The 21,802-nt window shown below is 38.8% G+C and carries 25 protein-coding genes; 24 read left to right on the forward strand and 1 reads right to left on the reverse strand.

Annotated elements, in window-relative coordinates; all coding sequences use genetic code 11:
• The first annotated feature begins 211 nt into the window (after nt 1-211).
• From KKD20_01740 to KKD20_01785, 10 genes are all read left to right on the forward strand, one after another.
• On the forward strand, nt 212-1,849 hold the full coding sequence (locus KKD20_01740) for a hypothetical protein (GenBank protein ID MBU4331823.1): 1,638 nt from the start codon (nt 212-214) through the stop codon (nt 1,847-1,849).
• Between the two features lie 21 nt (nt 1,850-1,870).
• Nucleotides 1,871-2,344, forward strand: a complete 474-nt coding sequence (locus tag KKD20_01745; GenBank protein ID MBU4331824.1) for a DUF4430 domain-containing protein — start codon at nt 1,871-1,873, stop codon at nt 2,342-2,344.
• Between the two features lie 172 nt (nt 2,345-2,516).
• Nucleotides 2,517-2,846, forward strand: a complete 330-nt coding sequence (locus tag KKD20_01750) for a hypothetical protein (GenBank protein MBU4331825.1) — start codon at nt 2,517-2,519, stop codon at nt 2,844-2,846.
• A complete protein-coding gene (locus KKD20_01755) occupies nt 2,833-3,072 on the forward strand; it encodes a type II toxin-antitoxin system HicA family toxin (GenBank protein ID MBU4331826.1) in 240 nt (79 codons plus the stop codon). Before KKD20_01750 ends, KKD20_01755 begins: the two co-directional genes overlap by 14 nt.
• A gap of 22 nt (nt 3,073-3,094) precedes the next feature.
• Nucleotides 3,095-3,502, forward strand: coding sequence for a HEPN domain-containing protein (locus KKD20_01760; GenBank protein ID MBU4331827.1), 408 nt, complete (start codon nt 3,095-3,097; stop codon nt 3,500-3,502).
• Nucleotides 3,475-3,789: a nucleotidyltransferase domain-containing protein gene (locus KKD20_01765; GenBank protein ID MBU4331828.1), complete on the forward strand. Its 315-nt coding sequence runs from the start codon at nt 3,475-3,477 to the stop codon at nt 3,787-3,789. Before KKD20_01760 ends, KKD20_01765 begins: the two co-directional genes overlap by 28 nt.
• A gap of 132 nt (nt 3,790-3,921) precedes the next feature.
• The gene (locus tag KKD20_01770; protein ID MBU4331829.1) at nt 3,922-4,470 is read left to right on the forward strand and encodes a hypothetical protein; all 549 of its coding nucleotides are present in this window, start codon (nt 3,922-3,924) and stop codon (nt 4,468-4,470) included.
• A 16-nt stretch (nt 4,471-4,486) separates the two neighbouring features.
• A complete protein-coding gene (locus KKD20_01775; protein MBU4331830.1) occupies nt 4,487-4,960 on the forward strand; it encodes a hypothetical protein in 474 nt (157 codons plus the stop codon).
• 293 nt (nt 4,961-5,253) lie between these two features.
• Entirely contained in the window at nt 5,254-6,345 is a 1,092-nt protein-coding gene (locus KKD20_01780; protein MBU4331831.1) for a hypothetical protein, read from the forward strand.
• A gap of 133 nt (nt 6,346-6,478) precedes the next feature.
• Entirely contained in the window at nt 6,479-7,582 is a 1,104-nt protein-coding gene (locus tag KKD20_01785) for a hypothetical protein (protein MBU4331832.1), read from the forward strand.
• Between the two features lie 121 nt (nt 7,583-7,703).
• Here KKD20_01785 and KKD20_01790 read toward each other — a convergent pair whose 3' ends face one another.
• Nucleotides 7,704-8,984 (reverse strand): glycosyltransferase family 4 protein, encoded by a 1,281-nt coding sequence (locus tag KKD20_01790; GenBank protein ID MBU4331833.1) that lies wholly within the window; start codon nt 8,982-8,984, stop codon nt 7,704-7,706.
• Nucleotides 8,985-9,195: 211 nt separating this feature from the next.
• Here KKD20_01790 and KKD20_01795 point away from each other — a divergent pair, with 211 nt between their 5' ends.
• The 14 genes from KKD20_01795 (at nt 9,196) to KKD20_01860 (ending at nt 21,752) form a co-directional block, all read left to right on the forward strand.
• Nucleotides 9,196-9,396 (forward strand): hypothetical protein, encoded by a 201-nt coding sequence (locus KKD20_01795; protein MBU4331834.1) that lies wholly within the window; start codon nt 9,196-9,198, stop codon nt 9,394-9,396.
• 5 nt (nt 9,397-9,401) lie between these two features.
• On the forward strand, nt 9,402-9,644 hold the full coding sequence (locus KKD20_01800) for a hypothetical protein (protein ID MBU4331835.1): 243 nt from the start codon (nt 9,402-9,404) through the stop codon (nt 9,642-9,644).
• 137 nt (nt 9,645-9,781) lie between these two features.
• On the forward strand, nt 9,782-10,747 hold the full coding sequence (locus KKD20_01805; GenBank protein ID MBU4331836.1) for an SDR family NAD(P)-dependent oxidoreductase: 966 nt from the start codon (nt 9,782-9,784) through the stop codon (nt 10,745-10,747).
• 109 nt (nt 10,748-10,856) lie between these two features.
• Nucleotides 10,857-12,230, forward strand: coding sequence for a nucleotide sugar dehydrogenase (locus tag KKD20_01810; GenBank protein MBU4331837.1), 1,374 nt, complete (start codon nt 10,857-10,859; stop codon nt 12,228-12,230).
• A 90-nt stretch (nt 12,231-12,320) separates the two neighbouring features.
• Complete coding sequence (locus tag KKD20_01815; protein ID MBU4331838.1) at nt 12,321-12,575, forward strand: hypothetical protein; 255 nt, start codon at nt 12,321-12,323, stop codon at nt 12,573-12,575.
• Nucleotides 12,562-12,804, forward strand: a complete 243-nt coding sequence (locus tag KKD20_01820; GenBank protein ID MBU4331839.1) for a hypothetical protein — start codon at nt 12,562-12,564, stop codon at nt 12,802-12,804. Before KKD20_01815 ends, KKD20_01820 begins: the two co-directional genes overlap by 14 nt.
• Nucleotides 12,805-13,322: 518 nt before the next feature.
• Entirely contained in the window at nt 13,323-14,315 is a 993-nt protein-coding gene (locus tag KKD20_01825; GenBank protein ID MBU4331840.1) for an SDR family oxidoreductase, read from the forward strand.
• A gap of 99 nt (nt 14,316-14,414) precedes the next feature.
• Entirely contained in the window at nt 14,415-15,674 is a 1,260-nt protein-coding gene (locus KKD20_01830; protein MBU4331841.1) for a glycosyltransferase family 4 protein, read from the forward strand.
• The gene (locus KKD20_01835) at nt 15,671-16,870 is read left to right on the forward strand and encodes a glycosyltransferase family 4 protein (GenBank protein ID MBU4331842.1); all 1,200 of its coding nucleotides are present in this window, start codon (nt 15,671-15,673) and stop codon (nt 16,868-16,870) included. The genes KKD20_01830 and KKD20_01835 overlap by 4 nt, the downstream gene beginning before the upstream one ends.
• 26 nt (nt 16,871-16,896) lie before the next feature.
• Complete coding sequence (locus tag KKD20_01840) at nt 16,897-18,054, forward strand: glycosyltransferase (protein MBU4331843.1); 1,158 nt, start codon at nt 16,897-16,899, stop codon at nt 18,052-18,054.
• Between the two features lie 59 nt (nt 18,055-18,113).
• Nucleotides 18,114-19,325 carry a glycosyltransferase gene (locus tag KKD20_01845; protein ID MBU4331844.1) on the forward strand — a complete coding sequence of 404 codons (1,212 nt, stop codon included), beginning with the start codon at nt 18,114-18,116 and terminating at the stop codon, nt 19,323-19,325.
• Nucleotides 19,326-19,334: 9 nt separating this feature from the next.
• Nucleotides 19,335-19,598: a type II toxin-antitoxin system HicB family antitoxin gene (locus tag KKD20_01850; GenBank protein MBU4331845.1), complete on the forward strand. Its 264-nt coding sequence runs from the start codon at nt 19,335-19,337 to the stop codon at nt 19,596-19,598.
• Nucleotides 19,591-19,824 carry a type II toxin-antitoxin system HicA family toxin gene (locus KKD20_01855; GenBank protein ID MBU4331846.1) on the forward strand — a complete coding sequence of 78 codons (234 nt, stop codon included), beginning with the start codon at nt 19,591-19,593 and terminating at the stop codon, nt 19,822-19,824. Before KKD20_01850 ends, KKD20_01855 begins: the two co-directional genes overlap by 8 nt.
• A gap of 437 nt (nt 19,825-20,261) precedes the next feature.
• Nucleotides 20,262-21,752: a B12-binding domain-containing radical SAM protein gene (locus KKD20_01860; GenBank protein MBU4331847.1), complete on the forward strand. Its 1,491-nt coding sequence runs from the start codon at nt 20,262-20,264 to the stop codon at nt 21,750-21,752.
• Nucleotides 21,753-21,802 lie beyond the last annotated feature (50 nt).

Consider the following 21,802-nt stretch of genomic DNA (forward strand, 5'->3'; position numbering starts at 1 on the left):
ACAAAGAAAAAGCGGTTTGGTATTATAATCAACTGAAGGACATCTCTCCGGAATCAGCGGCGTTGTTTGAGGAGAAGGTAAATAGTTTATAATTTTTGACAAGGACGTATATCTGGATGATTTTTAATTGTTATCAAGGCAAGATATTGAGTTAACAGAGTTAATAAAATAGTTAATAAAGTTAATAAACTAATTAAGATAAAATAAAAATATGTACATTCCATGCTTTAAGAAAACAATTTTGGCAGTTTTTTTGGCAAGTTTTTTGCTGTTGCCTTTTTGCCTGGGGGCTGCGAGTACTACCAGTGAATTAGTAAAAACTGCTGATAGTAGCTCGGTGTATTTGGTGAAAGATGGCGTCAAGCATGTGTTTCCGCACGAGGCGATTTATTTATCCTGGGGTTATCCGGCGGACTATTCAACAGTGGTGACTGTTTCTTTCGATGTTTTGGAATCGTATGCCCTTGGCGACCCAGCGCCTTTTAGGACTGGTTATATGTTTAGAGGAACAAGCGGCAGTTTGCATGGCAAGGAAGCGAGCGCGGTTTTTATCGCTGATGGCAGTAAAATAAGACCGATTTACAGTGGAGAAGTGTACCAAACCTTATTTAACGATCCTGATTGGAATTTGGTTACCTGGATTCCTGATGATTTTTTGAGCAAGTTTGATTTTGAACTGGGGGAAATGGTTTTGAGTGATAATTCTCATCCTAATGGGGTGTTGATAGAGTATAATGAATACTCGGGCGTTAGATATTTGATTGAGAATGGTAAAAAAAGAATGATTGATAGTTCAGCTTTTAGCGCTAATAATTTTGATGAGACTCGGGTTGTTAATGTTGCTTTTACAAAATATAATTATCCTGACGGCGAGGCTTTGGGGGTTCAAGAAGAGGTTTGGTCCGAGCCGTTTGCTACAGTGGTTATTATTGAACCAGAGCCAGAACCAGAGCCGGAGGATACAACGGTTTATGCCAGTTATTCGCAGAAACACATTTCAACTATTGAGTATCCGGAAGATTGGGTAAGAAGCGCTTATTTTAATGCCGCGGATAATAGGCATGAGATATATTTTGAGAATCCAGCGGCTGATGGGGCATTTGGCGCCACTTTTAAAGCGAGTGTGGCTGTGGTTTTTGAGGGAAGCATCAATAGCCCAAGCACAATGGAGGATTATAAAAAAGTTTTAAATAGAATAACTTTTTTGGACAATATTATTTATAATGATCTATCCATAGAGAGTCAGGAAGACCTAGTTGTCAATGATTTGGGTTTAACGGAAAAGATTGTTGAGTTTAAAGTTGAAAAGAGCGGCCGGAATATCAAACAAAGGGTTTATGATTTTACTTCAGAAACCGAAGAGATATATATGGCGATGTCCGCATTGGTTGATAACTGGGCGGATTATGAAATTATTTTTGGCCATATTTATTCTTCTTTTGCGCCGAATAAAGATCAGGGGTTCTCTGGCAGAAATGATTTGGAAGTGGTTGGCTGGGGTTTTACGGATGCAAGCAGTGTTAAATTTGGCGGAACAGCAGTTGCTTATGTGGATATAAAGAATAGCGGGGATACAGCCATCAGTTTATCCAATACGGTAAAGTGCAAATTGACAGTAACCTTGCCGGTCTCTTTGGGAGCTGCGATTCTTACTCAAGAGCCTTATATTACAAATGGCGATTCATTTCTGCCCGGCGAAACTGCGAGAGTAGAATTTAATGGAATAGTTTTGGACGCGACAGGAGAATATGATTTTGCGATTTTAGCTAATTCTAACTCGTATTTCCAGGAGACTACATTAGATGATAACTATAATGATATTGCCAGCCGGAAAATTATTGTTGAATAATTTGAAAAAACATTGATATTTATGATGAAAAGTTTTTTATTTATAATCATAGGTTTTGCTTTAGTTGTTTCTTTGTCAGCTTGCGGGACAAAGGTTGCTGATGATAGTAATACTGTTGAGCAGAAAGATGTTGAGTCAGCAGACATAGAAGTTAATGATAGTGTTGATAAAGTTAATAAAGTTAATAAAAACGAATCAGCTGTTTTCTTTTTGAGTATTGATGAAGAAACCTTTGAGATTGAGACTCCGCTCCAAGAAGAATTTAGCGCCTATGATATTTTGAGTTTATATGCGGCGAAACAGGGAGTCGAGCTCAAGACAAAGGGGTATTCTTTTGGTATGTTTATTGAAGGGATCGGGGAAAAGATCGGTGATGCGGATAATTTTTGGCTTTTTTATGTTAATGACAAATTGGCGAATTCTTCGGCAGACACAACCATCGTGCAGCCAGGTGATGTTATAAAGTTTGAGTTTACGAGCAACAACCCGTTTTAAATCGTCTTGGTAATTGATAGTAATAAGCGCGGTTTCGCTTTGCCCTGAACCATGCGCTTACGCTTAGGTTCAGGGCTTTGCCCAACCTCGCGTAACTCATTATAATTTGTTGTTTTAAGAAATTAGGTCCTGGAGAAAAGAATAGTAAATAATAAATAGTAAATAAAAAGATATGCAACAAACAATCAAAAAGATATTATTTAGATTTCCAAGCAAAAAAGGAGAGCAGGCACTGAATGAATGCCTGGAATTTCTAACAAATAAAGGAATTGAATTTGAAGTTGCTTGGCACACTGACGAAAGCGGGAAATATTTTTTAGCTAAATCAACCAATTTAGATCAGGGGCAAATAATCACCAGCGGCGCTAATTTAATTGAATTAGACAAAAATATTAAAGACGCAATTTATACGGCTTTTAATGTGCCGGCTTATTATTGTGATTATTCAAAAATTAGAAATATAAATGAGCCTGCCAGAGAATTAAAATATGCCACCATATAATTTTCCATCAGACAGCAGTCAAAAAAATATAATAAAAGCATTTAAGAAAATTGGCTTTATCGCAGATGTTGCTGGTGGCAAGGGGAGCCACATCAAAGTTATTGAACCGAGAACTAAAAAGTGGATAATAGTGCAGAACAAAATATATAAAGAGGCCATCAGAAGTTATATAAAATTTGTTGAAGAATTGGGATATAATGCTAATCAGTTTATAAAATATCTTTAGGTTCTTAAGGTTCTTAAAAAACATGAAAAAAGAAAATGTTAAAAAAGTTATAGGATATTGGCAGAAAACCGCCAAACGTGATTATGATACTATGCTTGGATTGTTTAAAATCAAGCGCTATCCAGAGAGTTTATTTTATGGTCATATTGTTTTGGAGAAGATATTAAAAGCCCTGGTGGTTAAACATACTGAAAAAGAAGCGCCATATATTCATGATTTGTTGCGATTACGAGAAATTTCCGAGACAGATTTGTCAGAAGAACAGATAGATTTGTTAGATACAGTGAATGATTTTAATATTCGCGCTCGTTATCCCGAACGTAAATTACAGTTTTATAAAAAATGTGATAGAGAATATGTCAAGGATTATCTTGATAAGATAATTAAATTATACAAAGAATTATGTCAAAAACTGAAGCAAAAAAAATAGTAAAAAATTATGCTGAAAAATTAAAAGAGCAGGGTTATTCGTTTTCTGCCGTCTATTTATTTGGTTCTCATGTTCGAGATAAAGCGAACAAATGGAGTGATATTGATGTAGCGGTAGTATCGGATAGATTAAAGCGAAATATAGACAAGAACAGATTCTTATTATGGAAAATGAGAAGGGACATAGATACTAGAATTGAGCCCCACGGCTTTACAATAAAAGATTTTCAGGATGAGTGTGATCCAATGGCTTATGAAATAAGAAAAACCGGAATTAAGATAGCTTGACCAAGAAATTGAGAAATTAAAGATGGAAATAATTAATAACTGGTAATTGTTTTTGTGGCATTTTGTGAATTCGTGTATAGTTTAAAAAAGAATAATAAACCAATAAATTAATAAATTAGTAAATCAAACTTTATGAACAAGAAAAAAACCCTTATCGCAATTTCCTTGATTGCCTTTGGTGCAATCACTCGGCTTTTACTAAAAGATTTGCCCAATGTGGAGACCATCACTATTACCGCGCTTTTAGCCGGCAGTATGCTTGGCTGGGGTTATGCCATTGTGGTTGCTCTTTCAGCTATGGCAATAACTGATGTGGTTATTGGTAATGATTCAATTTTGCTCTTTACTTGGAGCGCTTTTGTGATAATCGGATTATTGGGTGTGATTTTGCGCCATAAAAGCAAGACAGGAGCAAAGTATATTTTGCAGATGACTGGTTTGGGTATGGGGGCTTCGGTTTTCTTTTATTTGTTTACTAATTTTGGCGTTTGGCTTCTTTGGCCGCAGATGTATGTGCATACCTGGCAAGGACTCGTCCAGTGCTATGTTATGGGTTTGCCGTTTTTGAAGTATAACATGTTGGGAAATTTGGTGATTGTGCCGGTGGTAAGTTCGGTTGTGGTGTTTGCGCCGCAATGGTTAAAGTTGTACAATAGAAAGAAGGAATATGTGAAAAATTAATTTTTTGTTTATATCTATGGAGATTACTAAAAAACAATTTGATTCCCTAGCGACTAAAAAAGATATTGGAGTTTTTGGAAAGAATTTAGAAAACAAGATCAGCTCTACGGATAAACGGTTAGATACCGTAGATAAACGGTTAGACACTGTAGATAAACGGTTAGATACCGTAGACAAACAGTTAGATACCGTAGATAAACGGTTAGATACCGTAGCTAGGCATGTTTTAGGAAATGCTGATGGCATTCAAAGAGTGGAAGAAAAAGTAGATTCAACCAATGAAGGCATGCAAAAGGTTTTAGAGAGCAATGATAAGCTTATTACAAAATTAGACGCGATGAGGCAAGAGCAAGTATTTTTGTCAGGCACAGATACCAGACAGCAAGAGGATCTAGATAATAATAGGTTGAGAATTATTGATAATTCTAAACGAATTGGCAGACTTGAGGAAAAGGCGGGGGTTAAAAATGGGATTGGCCGATTTGCATAACATTGTGAATTGCGATGAGAGTTATCCACACTTTTTTGGGAATGAATATTCATTTTGTGGTATAATAATATCAAGAAATCAAAAAAATAAAAGAATAAAAAATCAAAAAACTGTTTTCTTGATTTCTTGTTTTCTTGTTTAGTAACTCCCATGCCTTATATTCAATTAAACTGTTTTTTGATTTTATTAATCAGGAGGTTAAATCAGTCCGAATATTTTTGAATTCGGATTTTTTTTAGATAAATTTAAAGGTCGACTTCATTTTATTTATAATTGTTTAAATAAAATAGAATATGAAGAAACACATTTTTTCATTTATAGGTATAGTTTTTGTTATTTCTTGTTTATCCGCACCAGTGTCTTTATTAGCCGCAGTAAGCTTTGATGCTGCCACTAACATCACAATTCCGACTGGAAGCATTGCCCTAACAATTAGTTCCGGTTCAACAGCTAATACAGTAACGGTTAATGATACTAACCTAACAATTGTTTTAGCGGGCGGCCAAAGCATTACGATTAATTCAGCACAGAAACGAATGTTTTCGCTTACTGGGAGGACTTATACCCAAGAAAGCCAGACTTATACTAGCAGCCAGTCAAGTTTATCTTTAACTTTAAGCAGTGGGGAACCAACCGAGACATTAACTGTCACTCCTTTGGATGAATATTTTTCTGGTTCTGGAGGAGGCGGCGGCGGAGGCGGAGGCGGCGGTGCCGGTGCAGCGCCAGCAGTTCCAGCTCCCGCCCCAACGCCAACAGAAGAGCCAGCTCCAACTAAGAGCGCCTGGGAGATTCACTTAGAGAATATTTATACTGAATCACGAGCAGTTTTTGGGGGCAAAGGCGCGGTTTTGGCTAATGTAGGCATAAGCGAGGATACAACCGCCGAACAAGCGGCCGAGGCTAAATATGTAGCTCCATTAGTAAGCGGCGCTGGAGTTAGTGTCAGCAGTGAGAACAAGAGCCGAATGGTGAATTTTGTGAATTATGGCACCCAAACTACTTTAAGGTTAGGCGCTGGTGAACGAGCCGGCGTGCTTTATTGTTTTCAAGATGTTTATGGTGAACTGCCAGCCACTCAAGATGATTGGGATGATGTGGTTAAAATTGCTAATGGTAGATGGCCCAAGCAGACAGTGGCGGCTAAAGAGGCGGAAGCAGAGGTAATATTTAAGAAGATTTATTTACGTGAGCCAGATAGAACCAATCTTCATGATGACGCCGCAGTAGTGGTTATTACTTATGGTTTAAAGCCAGTACATCGGAGCTTGGTGAATGAAAGAGCTGCGATGAAAAGTTTTGCGCATATTTACAAGAGAGCACCGATTTCAAATTTGGATTGGAAAATCCTCCGGGCGATTGCGGAAAGCGGGGCAACCCGTTAAATACAAAAATAAAGTTAACTAAGTTGGTTAAAGATGTTTATTTTTGGTTGTAAGCTTAGCTAAAAATAAACAGTCAAAAAGGTCGAACCAATAATGGCTAAATACTAGAACGAATTATATTTATGATAAATCTATGACAAAAAGAACACCTATACGATATTTATTGGTTATAATTTTATCTGTCGCGCTTATTTATACGGTTGTCAGCGCCGCGACTACTATTAGCGATAGTATTTCCACTGGCGGCACTTTATCAGCGACAGGGGCAACTACTTTGAGCAGTACTTTAGGGGTGTCTGGACTTGCCACCCTTACCGGTGGTTTTGATTCAGCCGCTTCTTCAACTGTAGACCAAAGATTGGCAGTTCAGGAATTGTATGTGTATGGCAATGCCAGTACTACTGGCACCCTAACAGTCACTGGCGCTTCCACTCTTACTGGCGCTGTTACTATGACCGGTGGTTTTGATTCAGCCGCTTCTTCAACTGTAGACCAAAGATTGGCAGTTCAGGAATTGTATGTATACGGCAACGCTACAACCACTGGTGCGGCTACCACAACTCTGAATGCTGCTTTTCTCCAAGGATTCTATTCTGCTGCTTCTTCAACCGTAGCAGGCAATTTAACTGTTACTGGTACTTTTAGTCCGACTGATTTTAATCCTACTGGTGATGCTAATATTGGTGATAGTTTGTTAGTTGCTGGCAATGCCACAACCACTGGCGCGGCTACCACAACTCTGAATGCTGCTTTCTTGCAAGGATTCCACTCAGCTGCTTCCTCAACCGTTGACGGCGCTTTAACAGTCACTGGCGTTTCCACCCTTCAAAGCACTTTAATATTGACTGGTCTCGCCACCCTTACCGGCGGTTTTGATTCAGCCGCTTCTTCAACTGTAGACGAGAGATTGGCAGTTCAGGAATTCTATGTGTATGGCAATGCCAGTACTACTGGAAGTATTACCGTTGCCAGCGCTTCTAGTACTGAAGCATGGATTAACGCTTCAACCACGGTAAAGGAGCTCTCGGTGGATGGTAATTTTATTCTCTTAGCTAGCGAATCCTCTGCGGCTGATGCCGCTACTACTACCGAGCCAACCGAGGCTTGTGATAGCACTGTTTATGGGCGTTTAATCGTCGTGGAAGAAATAGACGATGTTAATGACGCTTGGCTCTGGTTCTGCGGGCAATCGGCAGCCGGTACCTATGCTTGGAAATTGATTGATAATAATAATTAATGGCGCGTATGTTTTATTAGTTATTTATCGAGTTATATGAATAAAGCTCCGTTTCAAAGTAAAATTTAGAACGGAGCTTTTGTGTTAATCTATTGTAGGCGGCTATCACTGGCCGAATTTATTAAGTGTTTTTTGGCTTATCTTCGTATGTTTTTATTGTTCCGGTAATCATTCTTTGGGTAGTAAATTTTTTTTCGATTACCTGACGCGCATTTTTACCAAGACTCTCGGCGATTTTGTGGTTGTTTGCTAAATACCCAATCTTTTCCGCAATTGCCTGCGGATTTTTTGATTCTATAATTAACCCAGATTTGCCATCTTCTATCATTTCTGGGATTGCCGCGACATTCGTGGCAACAATCGGCAGTTCAGCGGCCATGGCTTCCATAAGCGACCAGGGCTGGCCTTCTTTGATTGACGGGAGAACAAAGATATCAAAGGCTTTTAAGTATTGATGGGCGTTTTTTATTTTTCCAGTGAGGATGACTTGATTTTCGAGGTTGAGCTCTTGGATAAGGTTTTCTATATTTTTGCGTTCAGCGCCGTCACCGATAATTAATAATTGATAATTTCGGCCAGAGGCCCATCTGCCTTTAGTTGAGGCTGGAATAATTGATAATTGACTAACGGCTTTGATAAGATATTTAAGACCTTTATTTTTATAGAAGTTGGCGATGGTGCCGATGACGATGCTTGACTGCTTGACTGCTTGACTGCTTGAGGTGAGTTTTTGACGCGCCTCTTGGCGATTAAGGAAGGTGAGTTTGTTTAAGTCAATGCCATTGTAAATAGTTTTAATTTTTTCAGCAGGAGCAATGCCGAGTTTGATGGCGAGTTGGCGATGGGCTTCACAGTTATTAATAATAATGTCTTTGTACTTGCCGGTCCATTTTTCAGCTTTAATGTAAAGCCATTTCTTCCACCATGGTATGTCCTCGAGAAAGGCCCAGCCGCCAATTCTATAAATAACATGCAAATTTTGCGAATGAATGCCAATTTTGCGAATATGCGAATTATAATTTTTTGCGGCAAGGGAGCCGAGGACCCCAGCTTTAGTGGAATGCAGTTGCAAAATGTCGGGTTTTATGGTGTTTATAAGTTTTTTTAACTCAAAATAGGCCAAAATGTCTTTATGGGGTATGATTAACCTGCCCAAGTGTTTAAGCCGCCAAATTCGGCAATTTTGAGCCTTCAGGCGGTCTAAAAAATCACCACCAGGCTCGTCAGCCGAGGAGGCAGGTCCTGCGGCAACAGTGATGTCGTATTTCTCGGGGTCCCTGCCTTCGCCAAGGCTTCGGCGGGCGAGAAGATGAGTTATTAACTCAAAAAGGTAGCGCTGGGCGCCGCCAAATTCGGATTGGGTGATGATGTATAGTATTTTCTTTCTTTGGGTTTTTTCCATAATTTAATCATACTTTACCGGGAGAGAATAATCAAGGAATTGCATTTAAAACATTTCGGTCAGAGGCCGATCAGTCTTTGGCTAAAAAGCTAAAAAGCATTAAAACAAAATTGCTTTCATGTTTTAACGTTCTTGGCTTTTATGATTTATTTGACTTTAATTTGTAATATGCTATTATAGAGGCAGTGATTATTTTTAATTTAAAGAATGTATGGTTACCATAACATTTGAACAAAATATTAATATCAAAAAGTTTAGGTTTAGGGATATTTTAGATTTTAAGGACTATCTGGACAGGAATTTTTATTTTACCAAATTAATGGAATTAGATGATTCTGAATTGACGCCAACCATGAGAGAAAAAATAGGGGAAACCAAAAAAATGAATGCTTCTCGTTTTACAAATGTATAAAAATAATGCGAATAAATAAAATTATAGAAAGAAAAGACATTGCCTTATATTTGGAACGAAGAGGATTATTAAAACAATACAAAAAAGCTAAAAATTTTATTTTATTGGGAAACTTTTGGTCGGTCGATTTTAAGAAAAGAGAACCTAAAAAAGATCAAGTTAGGTATTTTAGGATAAATAAACAATTTAGAGCATTGGCTTATTTAGACGGAGAGACCTTAGTTGTTTTTGACATTGATAGCCATTGATGAGTTAGTATTAATAATACCCTTGGTTTGGCCGGGGTATTTTTAGTTAAAAAGAGGCAGATTGACTTATTTTTTTATTTATGTTAGGGTAGATTAAGATTTATAGGGGGGTTATAAGAGCTTTCTTTTTAATTATGATGAATGAAAATAACACAATCTTAGTCACTGGCGGAGCCGGGTTTATTGGTTATCATGTCACTAAAAAATTGCTTGATCAAGGCCATAGAGTGGTTGTGGTTGATAATTTTAATCCTTATTATGATCAGAATTTGAAAAAAGCTCGAGCCATGAGGTTGGCGATTTATCCAAACTGTAAAATTATACGAGCTGATATCCGCGATGTTGAAGAGATGAGGCGAATTTTTCAGCAATATAGGTTTGATAAAATCGTTCATTTGGCGGCGCAGGCCGGGGTTAGATATTCTCTTAGTCATCCTTTGATTTATGGTTCAACCAATGTTCAGGGAACCTTGAATTTATTGGAGCTCGCTCGTCAGTTTAAGGTTAAAAATTTTGTGCTGGCCTCCAGTTCTTCCGTGTATGGCAAAGTTGATGAGTTTCCATCCCGTGAGGATTTTCGGTTGCATACGCCGGTTTCTTTGTACGCGGCGAGTAAACAGGCCTGTGAGCTGATGGCGCATTCTTACCATCACTTGTATAAGATGAAAATAACCTGTCTGCGGTTTTTTAATGTTTATGGTCCTTGGGGTCGGCCGGATATGGCGTTGTTTATATTTACGGATTTAATCACTAAAAATCAACCGATTGAGGTTTTTAACTATGGTGAAGCAGAAAAAGATTTTACTTATGTTGATGATATTGCTGATGGCGTGGTTTCCGCTGTGGCAAAAAATTTAGATTATGAAATAATTAATCTGGGCAATGGCCGGCCGATTCCTTTGATGCGCTACATTGAATTGATTGAAAAAGGATTGGGCAGGGTTGCAGAGAAAAAGATGATGCCTCCGATTCCTGGTGATGTTCAGAAATCATGCGCGGACATTACCAAGGCTCGAGAATTATTAGGATATAGCCCCAAGACGCCGGTGGAAGAAGGGATTAAGAGATTTGTTAGGTGGTATCGTGAGTACCATAAGATTTAATTTGTGGATTTTTTACCAAGATAATTGATAATTAATAATTGATAATTAGACGATTGCTGGAGTAGGAATGTTATCAATTATTATTTATCAATTATTAATTATCGGGAAAATGACTAATCAAAAAATATGCATAGTAGGTTTGGGTTATGTGGGCCTGCCATTAGCTGCGCTTTTTTCCACGACTTATGATGTTGTCGGCTTTGATATAAATGAGAAACGAATTAAAGAATTAAAGCAAGGCAAGGATTCAACGGGTGAAGTGGAAGATATTGCAAATTACAATATAGAATTTACAACTGACGCGCATAAAATCAGTCATGCGGATTTTGTGATTGTGGCTGTGCACACGCCGATTGATAGAGCAAAGAATCCAGATTTAGGTCCTTTGAGAAGTGCGAGTAAAATCGTGGGACAGAATTTGAAAAATGGAGCGATTGTGGTTTATGAATCTACTGTATATCCTGGCTGTACAGAAGAAATTTGCGCGCCGATTTTAGAGCAGGAATCAGGCAAAAAGTGCGGGGCTGATTTTAAAGTTGGATATTCGCCGGAGCGGGTTAATCCGGCTGATAAAGAGCACACCATAGATAAAATCGTGAAAGTGGTTTCTGGATGCGACAAGATTACCATGGAAAGAATAGCTGAACTTTATGGTTCTGTAATTACTGCCGGCGTTCACAAAGCCTCGTCAATTAAAGTGGCAGAGGCCGCTAAAGTGATTGAGAATATTAAGCGAGATTTAAATATTGCCCTGGTTAATGAATTATCTTTAATTTTTGAAAAATTAGGAATAAATACGCGGGAAGTTTTGGAAGCGGCGGGGACTAAGTGGAATTTTAATTCCGGCAAATATTATCCAGGTCTGGTTGGGGGGCATTGCATTAGCGTGGACCCGTATTACTTAACGCATAAAGCTTTGGAAGTTGGCTATCATCCGCAGATTATTTTGGCTGGCCGGGCAACTAACGAATATATGGCGCGGCATGTAGCGGAGATGACGGTTAAAGAATTAAGCTTAGCTGGCAAGGTTTTGAAAGATTCCAAAGTTTTGATTATGGGGTTGACTTTTAAGGAGAATGTGCCGGACACGCGGAATAGTCAAGCCAAGCGGGTGATTGAATATCTGAAAGAATTTGGGGTTGATGTTTATGGGTATGAACCATTATTAAAAGATGATATTGAAGAGCAGTTTGGGGTTGAAAATATAAAAGAAATAAAGCCATTCGACAAACTCAGGCCAGGAAAACTAAGAAATAGAGAAATAAAGGACGACGACGACCCTAGTGACCAGTTACCAGTGACTAGTGACTATGACACAAAATTTGATGCCGTTATCATATTTAGTCCGCATAACGAGTTTAAAAAAATTACTCTTGACATTTTGAAAAATAAGATGAATGATAAGCCGATAATTGTAGATATCAAAGAATTTTTTAATAAAGACAAAGCTAAAGAATTAGGATTTGCGTATCGGTCGTTGTGAATGTGGTAATCAAGTGATTAGGTAATTGAGTAATTAAGGATAGAATTTAATTGTTGTTCTTTTTCACAATTCAGGCAAGGGGAGATTGTTATGAAAGTAGATTCATCGGAGTTACCAGATAATATTATAAAGAAAATCAAGGCGGCAGCTTATTTGGATATAGACCCAGTAGAGGCCGCCTATGCCGAGGCTGTCAGGGCTTTGCATAAGGAAATTTTTGTCCACGGTTCTGATTTCACCCCCTTGGAGTTGAGACTTTTTAAGGAAAGGATGGAGTCTATCCACTCAGATTTAAAAGTTCTTAATATTAAACTCAAAGCTTTTAAAGAATATGTGTTGGAATAGAGGAGGATTTGTGATGGCGAAAGCAAATTTGGCAGGTTTGACTCCCGAGGCAGTGGTATTGATAAAGAATGAGTTGAAATGGGCAGAAGAGCATTTGCGGGAAGTCGAATATGTTATTCACAAGGGGAGACAACCGCATTCAGAGTATTCAATTGATATAGTGGCTGGTCTTGTAAAAGCCCGTGATGGTATTGACGAAATTCAAGGGATTTTGACCAGACTCAAGTAGTTGTTTGTATTTTTAGGGCTGTTAGACAGATTTGTCTGATAGCTTTTTTTCTTGACTTTTTTTATTACGATATTACGATATTACGATATATCGTAATATCGTAATATCGTAGGATTGTAAATTTTGCTCCGACGTTCCGAAATATTGGAACGAAACAAAAAATAGCCATTTTCGGCTGTTAAAGCATTTTAATGTTTCATTTACACCATTTGAAACATTGACTGGTTTGATTTGAAATCAGACCGTGAACTGATTTTATCTAATTTTTTAACTAGTTTTTAGCTAACTTTTGGGATGGGTAGGCATTGACTATTTTAGAGATATAGCTATAATATAAACATAACCCAATTAAGTTATTTAAATAAGACTTTTGCCTAAAAAGGCGCTAGTCTTATTTTTAGTTGATTTTTAGCTGATTTTAGCGTAAGATTAAGAAAAGTAATTAATCATGGGGGATGAGCCATTGGGATTATAAAGCTCTTAATGACTCGTAACTTATCTCTCGTGATTTATCCACAATGACTAATACCAGGAAAACCCCCGCACCAACCCCTCGTAAAGTTCGGAGTGGTGCGGGGCAGGCAATTTTAGTAACAGGAGGAGCCGGATTTATTGGCTCTCACCTTTGTGAGCGGCTTTTGGGCGAGGGTAATGAGGTGCTGTGCTTGGATAATTTTTATACTGGGTCAAAAGAGAATATTAAGCATCTGATTGATAATAAGAATTTTGAATTGATTCGGCATAATATTAATTTACCGATTTTTTTAGAAGTGGACCAGATTTATAATTTGGCTTGCCCCGCGGCGCCGCCGCATTATCAAAATGATCCGATTGAAACCACCAAGACTTGTGTTATTGGTATGATAAATATGCTTGGTTTGGCCAAAAGGACTGGCGCTAGGATTTTACAGGCATCAACTTCAGAGATATATGGCGATCCTCTAGAGAATCCGCAAAAAGAGACCTATCGCGGTAATGTAAATACTTTGGGTCCCCGAGCCTGTTATGATGAAGGTAAGCGGTGCTCTGAAACTTTGTGCATGGATTATTATCGCCAGCATCAAGTTGATATCAGGATAATCAGGATTTTTAATACTTTTGGTCCGCGGATGGCGCTTAATGATGGCCGGGTTGTTTCTAATTTTATTATTTCTGCTTTAAAAAATGAGCCGATTACAATTTATGGCGACGGCAGCCAAACTCGCAGTTTTCAATATGTTGATGATTTAGTCAGCGGGATGATTAAGATGATGGAGCAAGATGATTTTGTCGGTCCGGTTAATTTGGGAAATCCCGATGAGCGGAGCATCAGAGAGCTGGCTGGAAAAATTATTGGTTTAACTGATTCACGCTCACAAGTAATTTATAAACCATTGCCAGAAGATGATCCGAAAGTCCGAAAACCAGACATTACTTTAGCCAAGGAGAGGCTGAACTGGGAGCCAAAAGTGGGGCTGGAGGAGGGGCTTAATAAAACTATTGATTACTTTAAGAACATAATGCAAATCTAAAAATATAATCCAAATCTGCCCGCCTTCGCTGAAGTCGCCGACGCTCCAAAGCTATGGCGACGGAGCGCTACGGCGGGCAGGCAAATGATATCTAAATTTATGAATTTACGAATACTTATATTTTCACTTGCCTACTTTCCCCATGTGGGAGGGGCAGAAGTGGCGATACGAGAGATAACTGGCCGACTCTCTGATTTTGAGTTTGACATGATAACTTGGAATATTGATGCTAAAAAAAATAAAGAAACCAGAAATAAAGAAATAAAGAAATTAAGGGACGCGAATACTACAAATGCTAAGCTCGAGAGGGTGGGCAATGTTAATGTTTATAGAATTTCATGTCCTAAGTTTTTATTTCCAGTTTATGCATACAGAAAAGCTAAAGAATTGCACAAACTGAATAATTATCAAATTGTTTGGGGAATGATGGCGAATCTGGCGGGGCTTGGAGCTCTACTTTTTAAGTTGAGGTTCAATAAGGTTAAGTTTCTGCTGACGCTCCAGACTGGCAATGATGATAAAAAGGTTTGGCAAAAGACCTGGTGGTGGCGGCCGTTGTATAAGATGATTTACAGGAAGGCCGATTATATTCAGGCGATTAGTAATTATTTGGCGGAACGAGGGAAGCGATTTGGCGCAAAATGTCGGATTGAAATTATACCCAATGGAGTGGATTTGAGTATATTTCAAGAAACAAGAAAAAAGAAACAAGAAACTAAGGCTGCGAATATCACGGATATTGGGCTTGATGATAAAGTTATTATTACTGCTTCAAGATTAGTGGAGAAAAATGGGTTGAGCGATTTGATAAGGGCGATTCAATTATCCCAGCCTCAACCAAAGGCAGATGGGCCTCTGTCCCAAAAGGCTGGTCCGCCTCTGGCGGAAATTATCAATTATCAATTATCAATTAAACTATTGATTGCTGGAGTCGGTGAGCTTGAAGGCGAACTTAAAAATTTAGTTAATAAATTAGGACTTGGAGACAAGGTATTTTTTTTAGGTCAAGTTGACCATGAAGAGTTAGCAAAATTATATAATGTGGTTTCAGTTTTTGTACGGCCGAGTTTGTCGGAAGGGTTGGGCAGCGCGTTTTTGGAGGCGATGGGAGCTGGGGTGCCTGTGATTGCCACACCAGTTGGCGGCATTCCTGATTTCCTCAAAGACGGGGAGACAGGTTGGTTTTGTGGGGTGAAAAATCCGAAAAGTATTGCGGGAAAAATTGATTACATCTTAGACGAGAAGAATAAAGATGAAGTAACTCGAGTTATTGAGAATGCTAGAAAATTGGTTGAGGAGGAATATAATTGGGAGAAGATTGCTCAAAAAATGGATAATATTTTTAAAAGTTTGTTATGAAATTAACAATTGCCGCTGGGATTTTTCCGCCGGATATTGGCGGACCGGCAACATATGTGGTGAAGTTGGGGACCGCACTGGTTACACGGGGTTGGGAGGTGCGGGTGGTTTGCTATTCATCAGATTTAAGATTTCAAGTTTCAGATTCAAATGATTATAAATTTAAAGTTTGTCGAGTTTCGCGAAAGGGAAACGTTTTTTTTAGATATTGGCGGTATTTTTGGCGGTTGGTGAAAGTGGCTAAGAATTCCGATGTGATCTATGCGCAAGGGCCGATTTCAGCTGGATTGCCGGCAATGTTGGCGGCAAAGATGATGAGGAAAAAGTTTATGATTAAAGTGGTAGGCGACCCAGCTTGGGAGCAGGCGATTGGCAAGGGATTGACTGATGATATGATTGATGAATTTCAGACAAAAAAATATAGTCGCGCTGAGCGCGACTCATATCACGCTAAGCGTGATGGAGGCAGAATTAAGCGTTTGAAGAATATAAGGCGCTTTGTTTGTAGACAGGCAGATTTAGTAATTACACCGAGTCATTATCTAAAAAGGATCGTTGAGGGTTGGGGTGTAGCAAAGGAGAAGATTGAGGTGGTTTATAATGCCGTGGATTTCACGATTCACGATTCACATAACACGATACAGGACGCGAATGACGAGAATATTATTTTGTCAGTGGGAAGATTAGTGAAGTGGAAGGGGATGGATAAACTGATTGAGATTATGCCGGAGCTACTTAAAATAAATCCGAAATTCAAACTTTATATTATCGGTGACGGTCCTGAGAAAAAAAATTATCAGTTATCAATTATCAATTATCAATTACAAGATAAAGTAAAATTAACAGGAAAGGTAAGCCACGAGAGAGTATTAGAATATTTAAAGAAAGCCAAAATGTTTATTCTAAACACTGGTTATGAAGGGTTGCCGCACATTGTTTTGGAGGCGATGCAGGCCGGTTGTCCTGTGATTACAACACGAGCTGGTGGAAATCCAGAAGTAGTGCGAGATGGGGAGAATGGTTTATTGGTGCAATATAATAATAAAGAGCAATTAAAAGGGGCTGTTTTGAAAATGTGGCGAGATAATGGTTTAAGGCAGAGATTAACAGAACAAGCGAAAATAGATTTAAAAAAGTTTGATTTTGAAAATATGATTAGTAAAACTGAAAAGATGATTATAAAAGTAATCAAGTAATTGAGTAATTAAGTAATTTTTTGAATATGAAACTATTAATGATAAGTGGTGATAGGAGTTTAGCCGCTGGGAAGCGCGGAGCGTTTTATTATATGCTTGAGGAGTTTAGGAAGTATTGGGAGAGGGTGGACATTGTGTGTCCACAAGTTACAAGTTACAAGTTACAAGATACAAACAAGTTACAAGATACAAGTTCCAAGTACCGAAAAGTTTTTGACAATGTTTATGTTCATCCGTCATCTCAAGCGATAATCTTTCAGCCATGGTTTATTTTGAGGAAGGGGCAGGAATTGCACAAAGAGCATCAATATGACTTGATGACGGTGCATGAGTATCCCCCATTTTATAATGGGATTGGAGCGCGGTGGTTATATAATAAGATTAAGGTGCCGTATGTGATTGAGTTTCATCATATTGTTGGCTATCCCAAGGCGGCTGATCTCAAGGAGGCGTTTTATAGGTTTTTATATAAAATTTTTGTGAAATATGTTTGCGCAAAAGCTAAAGTTGTGCGAGTTGTGAATCAGAAGCAGACAAGTGGATTTTTGAAAAAATTGGGAATTTCGGAAGATAAGATTAAAAACATTGGATCGCAGTATATTGATTTGGAGGTTTTCAAACCAGTGGATGTTGAGAAAAAGTATGATTTAGTCTTTGCTGGACGATTAGCGAAGAATAAGAATGTAAAGATGTTAATTGAGGCATTGAAGATTTTAAAAGATAGGGGCAAGGATTTGAAGTGCACGATTATTGGTGATGGACCCGAAAAAGAAAATTATCAATTATCAATTATCAATTATCAATTACAAGATAGTATTAAGCTGACTGGTTGGTTACCGACAGCCGAGGATGTTGCAAAAACGTACAATCAATCTAGACTTTTTGTGATGCCGAGTTTGAACGAGGGTGGACCGAGGGTGTGTTTAGAAGCTATGGCTTGCGGGGTGCCGGTGGTGACGACAAGAGTGGGGGTGATGATTGACGTGATTAAGGATGGGGTGAATGGCATGTTTTGTGGGTGGGATGCGGAAGATTTGGCTGATAAGATTATGAAAATACGAGAATATGAAAATATGAAAATAGGTGAGGCGGCGAGGAAGACGGTGATGCGGTTTGAGAGGAAGGAGATGATACGTAACTTGGCGGGAGAGTATCAAGAGATAATTAATAAAGTTGATGAATAGTTTAATAGAGTTAAAAAATTATGGAACCATTCGTGCGAATGGTTCACTAGTGTGAAACCATGAATATTTTAATAATATGTCAAAAATTAGCTGAAGATGATGACTTGCTGGGGGCGTTTGTGCCTTGGGTAAGGGCGATCGCGAAGCGTGTTGATAGCGTGAAAGTTTTATGTTTAGCTAAAGGCGAGTATCATCTACCAGAAAACTGTGAAGTATATTCTTTAGGAAAAGAGCCGGGTGTGAGTCGTTTTGGTCGCTGGCTGAATTTTATTAGATTAATGTTTAAATTGATGCCCAAGTGTGATGTAGCCTTTTCTCACATGAGCCCGATCTTTAGTATTGCTTCTTGGCCATTTGTGAAGTTATATCGCAAGAAAGCGACTTTATGGTACGCGCATGGGCATGCGGGTTGGAAAATAAAGTTAGCGGAGAAGTGTGTTGATGTTATTTTTACTTCTACGAAGGAAGGATGTCGGGTTGGGTCAGATAAGATCAAAGTGGTTGGACAAGGTATAGATATGAATAGGTTTAGACCTGTTGAAGACGGTAACAAGAAACAAGATCTTCGGCAAGCTCAGATTCTATTAAAAACAAGAAACAAGGACACAAAAAAATTTCAAACTTCAAACTTCAAGTTTCAAATGGTGTCTATTGGCAGAATAGCGCCTTCAAAAGATTATGAGACCATGATTAAGGCGGCGGAGGTTTTAGTCAAGCAAGGTGTGAGCGATTTTGAAATTAAAGTTTTTGGCAGGGCGAATTTGGCAGAACATGAGAAGTATTTTGATAAAATTAAAAAAATGGTAAAAAGCAAAGGGCTTGATGAGCAGATTAAATTTATTGGTGCGGTGCCGAATAAAGATGTGGTGAAATATTATCAAGAAGCAGATTTATATTTAAATATGAGCCATACTGGAAGTTTGGACCGGGCGATTGTGGAGGCGATGGCGTGTGGAACCATGGTGCTGACATGCAATGAAGCCGCAAGTGGGGTTTTGGAAAACATTGGGTTGGGGGAGCAGCTGATGTATCCGAAAGAAGATTATGTGGGTCTTGCAAATAAGGTTTTAGAAATTAAGAAATTGTATGATACACGAATGGCGACAAATGGACGACAAATAGCTACGAATTACAAATCCGACGATCAAAATATTGAAAAAATAAGAGATATGGGTCAGAAATTGAGGCAGGAAGTGGTGGGGAATCATAGTGTTGAGGCGTTGGGGGGGAAGATTGTGAAAGAATTTGACAATTTAGTTAAAATAAGGTAAGTTTAAAATATGATAAATTACACATTTAGAGTTATAATTGAGCCTGATGAGAATGGTACCTATCACGGTTATGTGCCATGTCTTCGCGGTTGTCATACTTGGGGAGAATCAATTGAGCTGACCCGGAAAAATTTAAAGGATGCAATCAGAGCTTATATTTCCAGCTTGGCAGCTGATGGCGAACCAATTCCTAGGGAGCAAGGTTTAGAATTATTTGAAACTATTTCTGAAACAGAAATCTATTCTGTTAAACCTTCTCCCCGCTATGTCTAAATTACCAATCTTAAAGGATAGAGATTTATTAAAAGTCCTTAAAAGATTAGGATTTTTTGAGCATCGACAGCGGGGCACGAGTCATTTAGTTTTAAAACATTCTGATAATAGAAGAGTTATTATTGCTGTTCATCAGGGTAAAGATATTCCTCGGGGTACTTTAAAGGCGATTTTAGAAGACGCGGAGATTAGCGTTGATAAACTGATAGAACTTTTGCATAGTTAATCGGATTGGAGTCCGATTTTTTAGTTAAAAAGAAAAACCGCAGGTTGCCAGAGAGACAACCTGCGGGGTGGGTGGTGGGTTTACTTGGGCCTACATTTCGGAACGGATACCGCAAGTAGTGCGGCTCCTACAATCATTCCGAGTAGCGAGGTCGATGGCTCTACTGAGATAAGGCCGGTGAAGAGCCGTATAAAATGTGATCCCGCCGAGAGACATAGTAGGACCCCCCGAGTGCCACCCCTATAAAACGAGACGGCCAGAATTTTGGAAGTTGCTTTCTCACTGTTTCTCCCTTCTTTGGGTTTAGGGTTGTTGGATAATAAATTTCAGATATTTCATTATAGCATACCAATTTTAAAAAGTCAAGGTTTTAAGGTATTTTTTTCCGCTAATGTTAGTCAATATAATAATCCGTTATAATCTGCTAAATCTGTTGTATGAAGATAATACTAACCACAACCCCTCAAGCTCAAGGCGACCTGGAACGCGCAGGTTTGCCGTTTCTTGGCATTGGCTATGTGTCCAGGCATTTGTTAAACGATGGGCATGACGTGAAAATTGTTGACGCGCATACGCATCTTTGGGATGTGGACAAAACTGTTGAGGAGATTTTGAAATTGAAGCCGGATGCGGTGGGGGTGACAGGTTCTACGAATAATCGGTTTCAGGCGATTGAGTTGATTAGGGCGTTGAAGTGTCGTAAACCTGACTTATTTATTTTTGCTGGAGGCGCGCATTTTTCTTTGACGCATGAAGATGCGATGGACAAGGTGAATGAATTGGATGCGATTGTACGTGGCGAAGGCGAGGTGACTACGGTTGAATTGATTAGAGCGCTGGAAGGGAGAGTAAAAATTGAAAATGTATTGGGAGTTACTTACAGAAAATTTCCAATTTCCAATTTCCAATTTCCAAATAAATTTCAAACTTTAAAGCCCAAATCACAAATCTTGAATGTGGATGGCTATGTCGTTAATCCCACCCGTCCTTTGACCGAGAATATTGACGAATTGATGACGCCAGCCTGGGAGCTATTTGATATGGAGCTGTATCAGCGGACAATGGATGATACAAATATCCGGTCCGTGGGCGTGATTAGTTCGCGGGGTTGCCCGAATCGTTGCGTGTTTTGTTCTAATGCGGTGTTTGGGTTGGGTCGGTTGAGATTGCGAAGTCCGGAAAAATTTATAGACGAGGTTGAATATCTGCATAAGAATTTTGGATATTCTGGCTTTGATTTTTGGGATGATACAATGACAATTTCCAAAGAACATGTGCGAGCGATTTGCGATGAGATTAAAAAAAGAAAATTGAATATAAAATGGTATGCTCGGGCGCGGGTGAATACGGTTGATAAAGAGTTGTTAAAATATATGTATGATGCCGGGTGTATCAGGATTAGTTATGGAGTGGAATCCGGGAGCCCGAGGATTTTAAAGATTATAAAGAAAAACATTACTTTGAAACAAGTGCGGCAGGCAGTGCGCTGGTCAAGTGAAGTGGGGATGTTAGTAACTGTAAATTTTATGGTCAATTTGCCGTATGAGCGTTGGGATGATTTGCGGATGACGGTTGACTTGATGAAGGAGTTGAAGCAGATTCCTCGGGTAAATCCTTGCTATGGTTTTACGATTGTTTATCCCGGAACAGAGATGGAGAGTTGGGCAAGAAAAGAGAGTTGGATGCCGGCGGATTTTTCCTGGAACTCGCCGTACGAATCAAAGAAATATAAAATTGCCGGGGTGGATAAAAGCTTGCCGTTACTTGAGATGCAGGGAATGGAGATTGAGCGGGTGAAGGCGTATATGACGAGGAATCTTGGTGGCGCTGGTTTGTGGAAGAAGGCGTGGGTGAAGTTGAAGAAGGTCAAATCTTGGGATGAGTTTGTGAGTTTGGTTAGAGCGGGTTTTAAAATAATTAATAATTGATAATTAATAACTAATAATTAATAATTGATAATTACAGCCAAGGGCTGAGG

Source organism: Patescibacteria group bacterium, assembly GCA_018896645.1.
In the GTDB taxonomy this organism is placed as follows: Bacteria; Patescibacteriota; Patescibacteriia; order UBA2591; family JABMQE01; genus JAHIMF01.

Coding starts and splice junctions, on each gene's coding strand:
- KKD20_01740 (MBU4331823.1), top strand. CDS start 212: ATGTACATTCCATGCTTTAAGAAAACAATTTTGGCAGTTTTTTTGGCA.
- KKD20_01745 (MBU4331824.1), top strand. CDS start 1,871: ATGATGAAAAGTTTTTTATTTATAATCATAGGTTTTGCTTTAGTTGTT.
- KKD20_01750 (MBU4331825.1), top strand. CDS start 2,517: ATGCAACAAACAATCAAAAAGATATTATTTAGATTTCCAAGCAAAAAA.
- KKD20_01755 (MBU4331826.1), top strand. CDS start 2,833: ATGCCACCATATAATTTTCCATCAGACAGCAGTCAAAAAAATATAATA.
- KKD20_01760 (MBU4331827.1), top strand. CDS start 3,095: ATGAAAAAAGAAAATGTTAAAAAAGTTATAGGATATTGGCAGAAAACC.
- KKD20_01765 (MBU4331828.1), top strand. CDS start 3,475: ATGTCAAAAACTGAAGCAAAAAAAATAGTAAAAAATTATGCTGAAAAA.
- KKD20_01770 (MBU4331829.1), top strand. CDS start 3,922: ATGAACAAGAAAAAAACCCTTATCGCAATTTCCTTGATTGCCTTTGGT.
- KKD20_01775 (MBU4331830.1), top strand. CDS start 4,487: ATGGAGATTACTAAAAAACAATTTGATTCCCTAGCGACTAAAAAAGAT.
- KKD20_01780 (MBU4331831.1), top strand. CDS start 5,254: ATGAAGAAACACATTTTTTCATTTATAGGTATAGTTTTTGTTATTTCT.
- KKD20_01785 (MBU4331832.1), top strand. CDS start 6,479: ATGACAAAAAGAACACCTATACGATATTTATTGGTTATAATTTTATCT.
- KKD20_01790 (MBU4331833.1), bottom strand. CDS start 8,984: ATGGAAAAAACCCAAAGAAAGAAAATACTATACATCATCACCCAATCC.
- KKD20_01795 (MBU4331834.1), top strand. CDS start 9,196: ATGGTTACCATAACATTTGAACAAAATATTAATATCAAAAAGTTTAGG.
- KKD20_01800 (MBU4331835.1), top strand. CDS start 9,402: ATGCGAATAAATAAAATTATAGAAAGAAAAGACATTGCCTTATATTTG.
- KKD20_01805 (MBU4331836.1), top strand. CDS start 9,782: ATGAATGAAAATAACACAATCTTAGTCACTGGCGGAGCCGGGTTTATT.
- KKD20_01810 (MBU4331837.1), top strand. CDS start 10,857: ATGACTAATCAAAAAATATGCATAGTAGGTTTGGGTTATGTGGGCCTG.
- KKD20_01815 (MBU4331838.1), top strand. CDS start 12,321: ATGAAAGTAGATTCATCGGAGTTACCAGATAATATTATAAAGAAAATC.
- KKD20_01820 (MBU4331839.1), top strand. CDS start 12,562: ATGTGTTGGAATAGAGGAGGATTTGTGATGGCGAAAGCAAATTTGGCA.
- KKD20_01825 (MBU4331840.1), top strand. CDS start 13,323: ATGACTAATACCAGGAAAACCCCCGCACCAACCCCTCGTAAAGTTCGG.
- KKD20_01830 (MBU4331841.1), top strand. CDS start 14,415: ATGAATTTACGAATACTTATATTTTCACTTGCCTACTTTCCCCATGTG.
- KKD20_01835 (MBU4331842.1), top strand. CDS start 15,671: ATGAAATTAACAATTGCCGCTGGGATTTTTCCGCCGGATATTGGCGGA.
- KKD20_01840 (MBU4331843.1), top strand. CDS start 16,897: ATGAAACTATTAATGATAAGTGGTGATAGGAGTTTAGCCGCTGGGAAG.
- KKD20_01845 (MBU4331844.1), top strand. CDS start 18,114: ATGAATATTTTAATAATATGTCAAAAATTAGCTGAAGATGATGACTTG.
- KKD20_01850 (MBU4331845.1), top strand. CDS start 19,335: ATGATAAATTACACATTTAGAGTTATAATTGAGCCTGATGAGAATGGT.
- KKD20_01855 (MBU4331846.1), top strand. CDS start 19,591: ATGTCTAAATTACCAATCTTAAAGGATAGAGATTTATTAAAAGTCCTT.
- KKD20_01860 (MBU4331847.1), top strand. CDS start 20,262: ATGAAGATAATACTAACCACAACCCCTCAAGCTCAAGGCGACCTGGAA.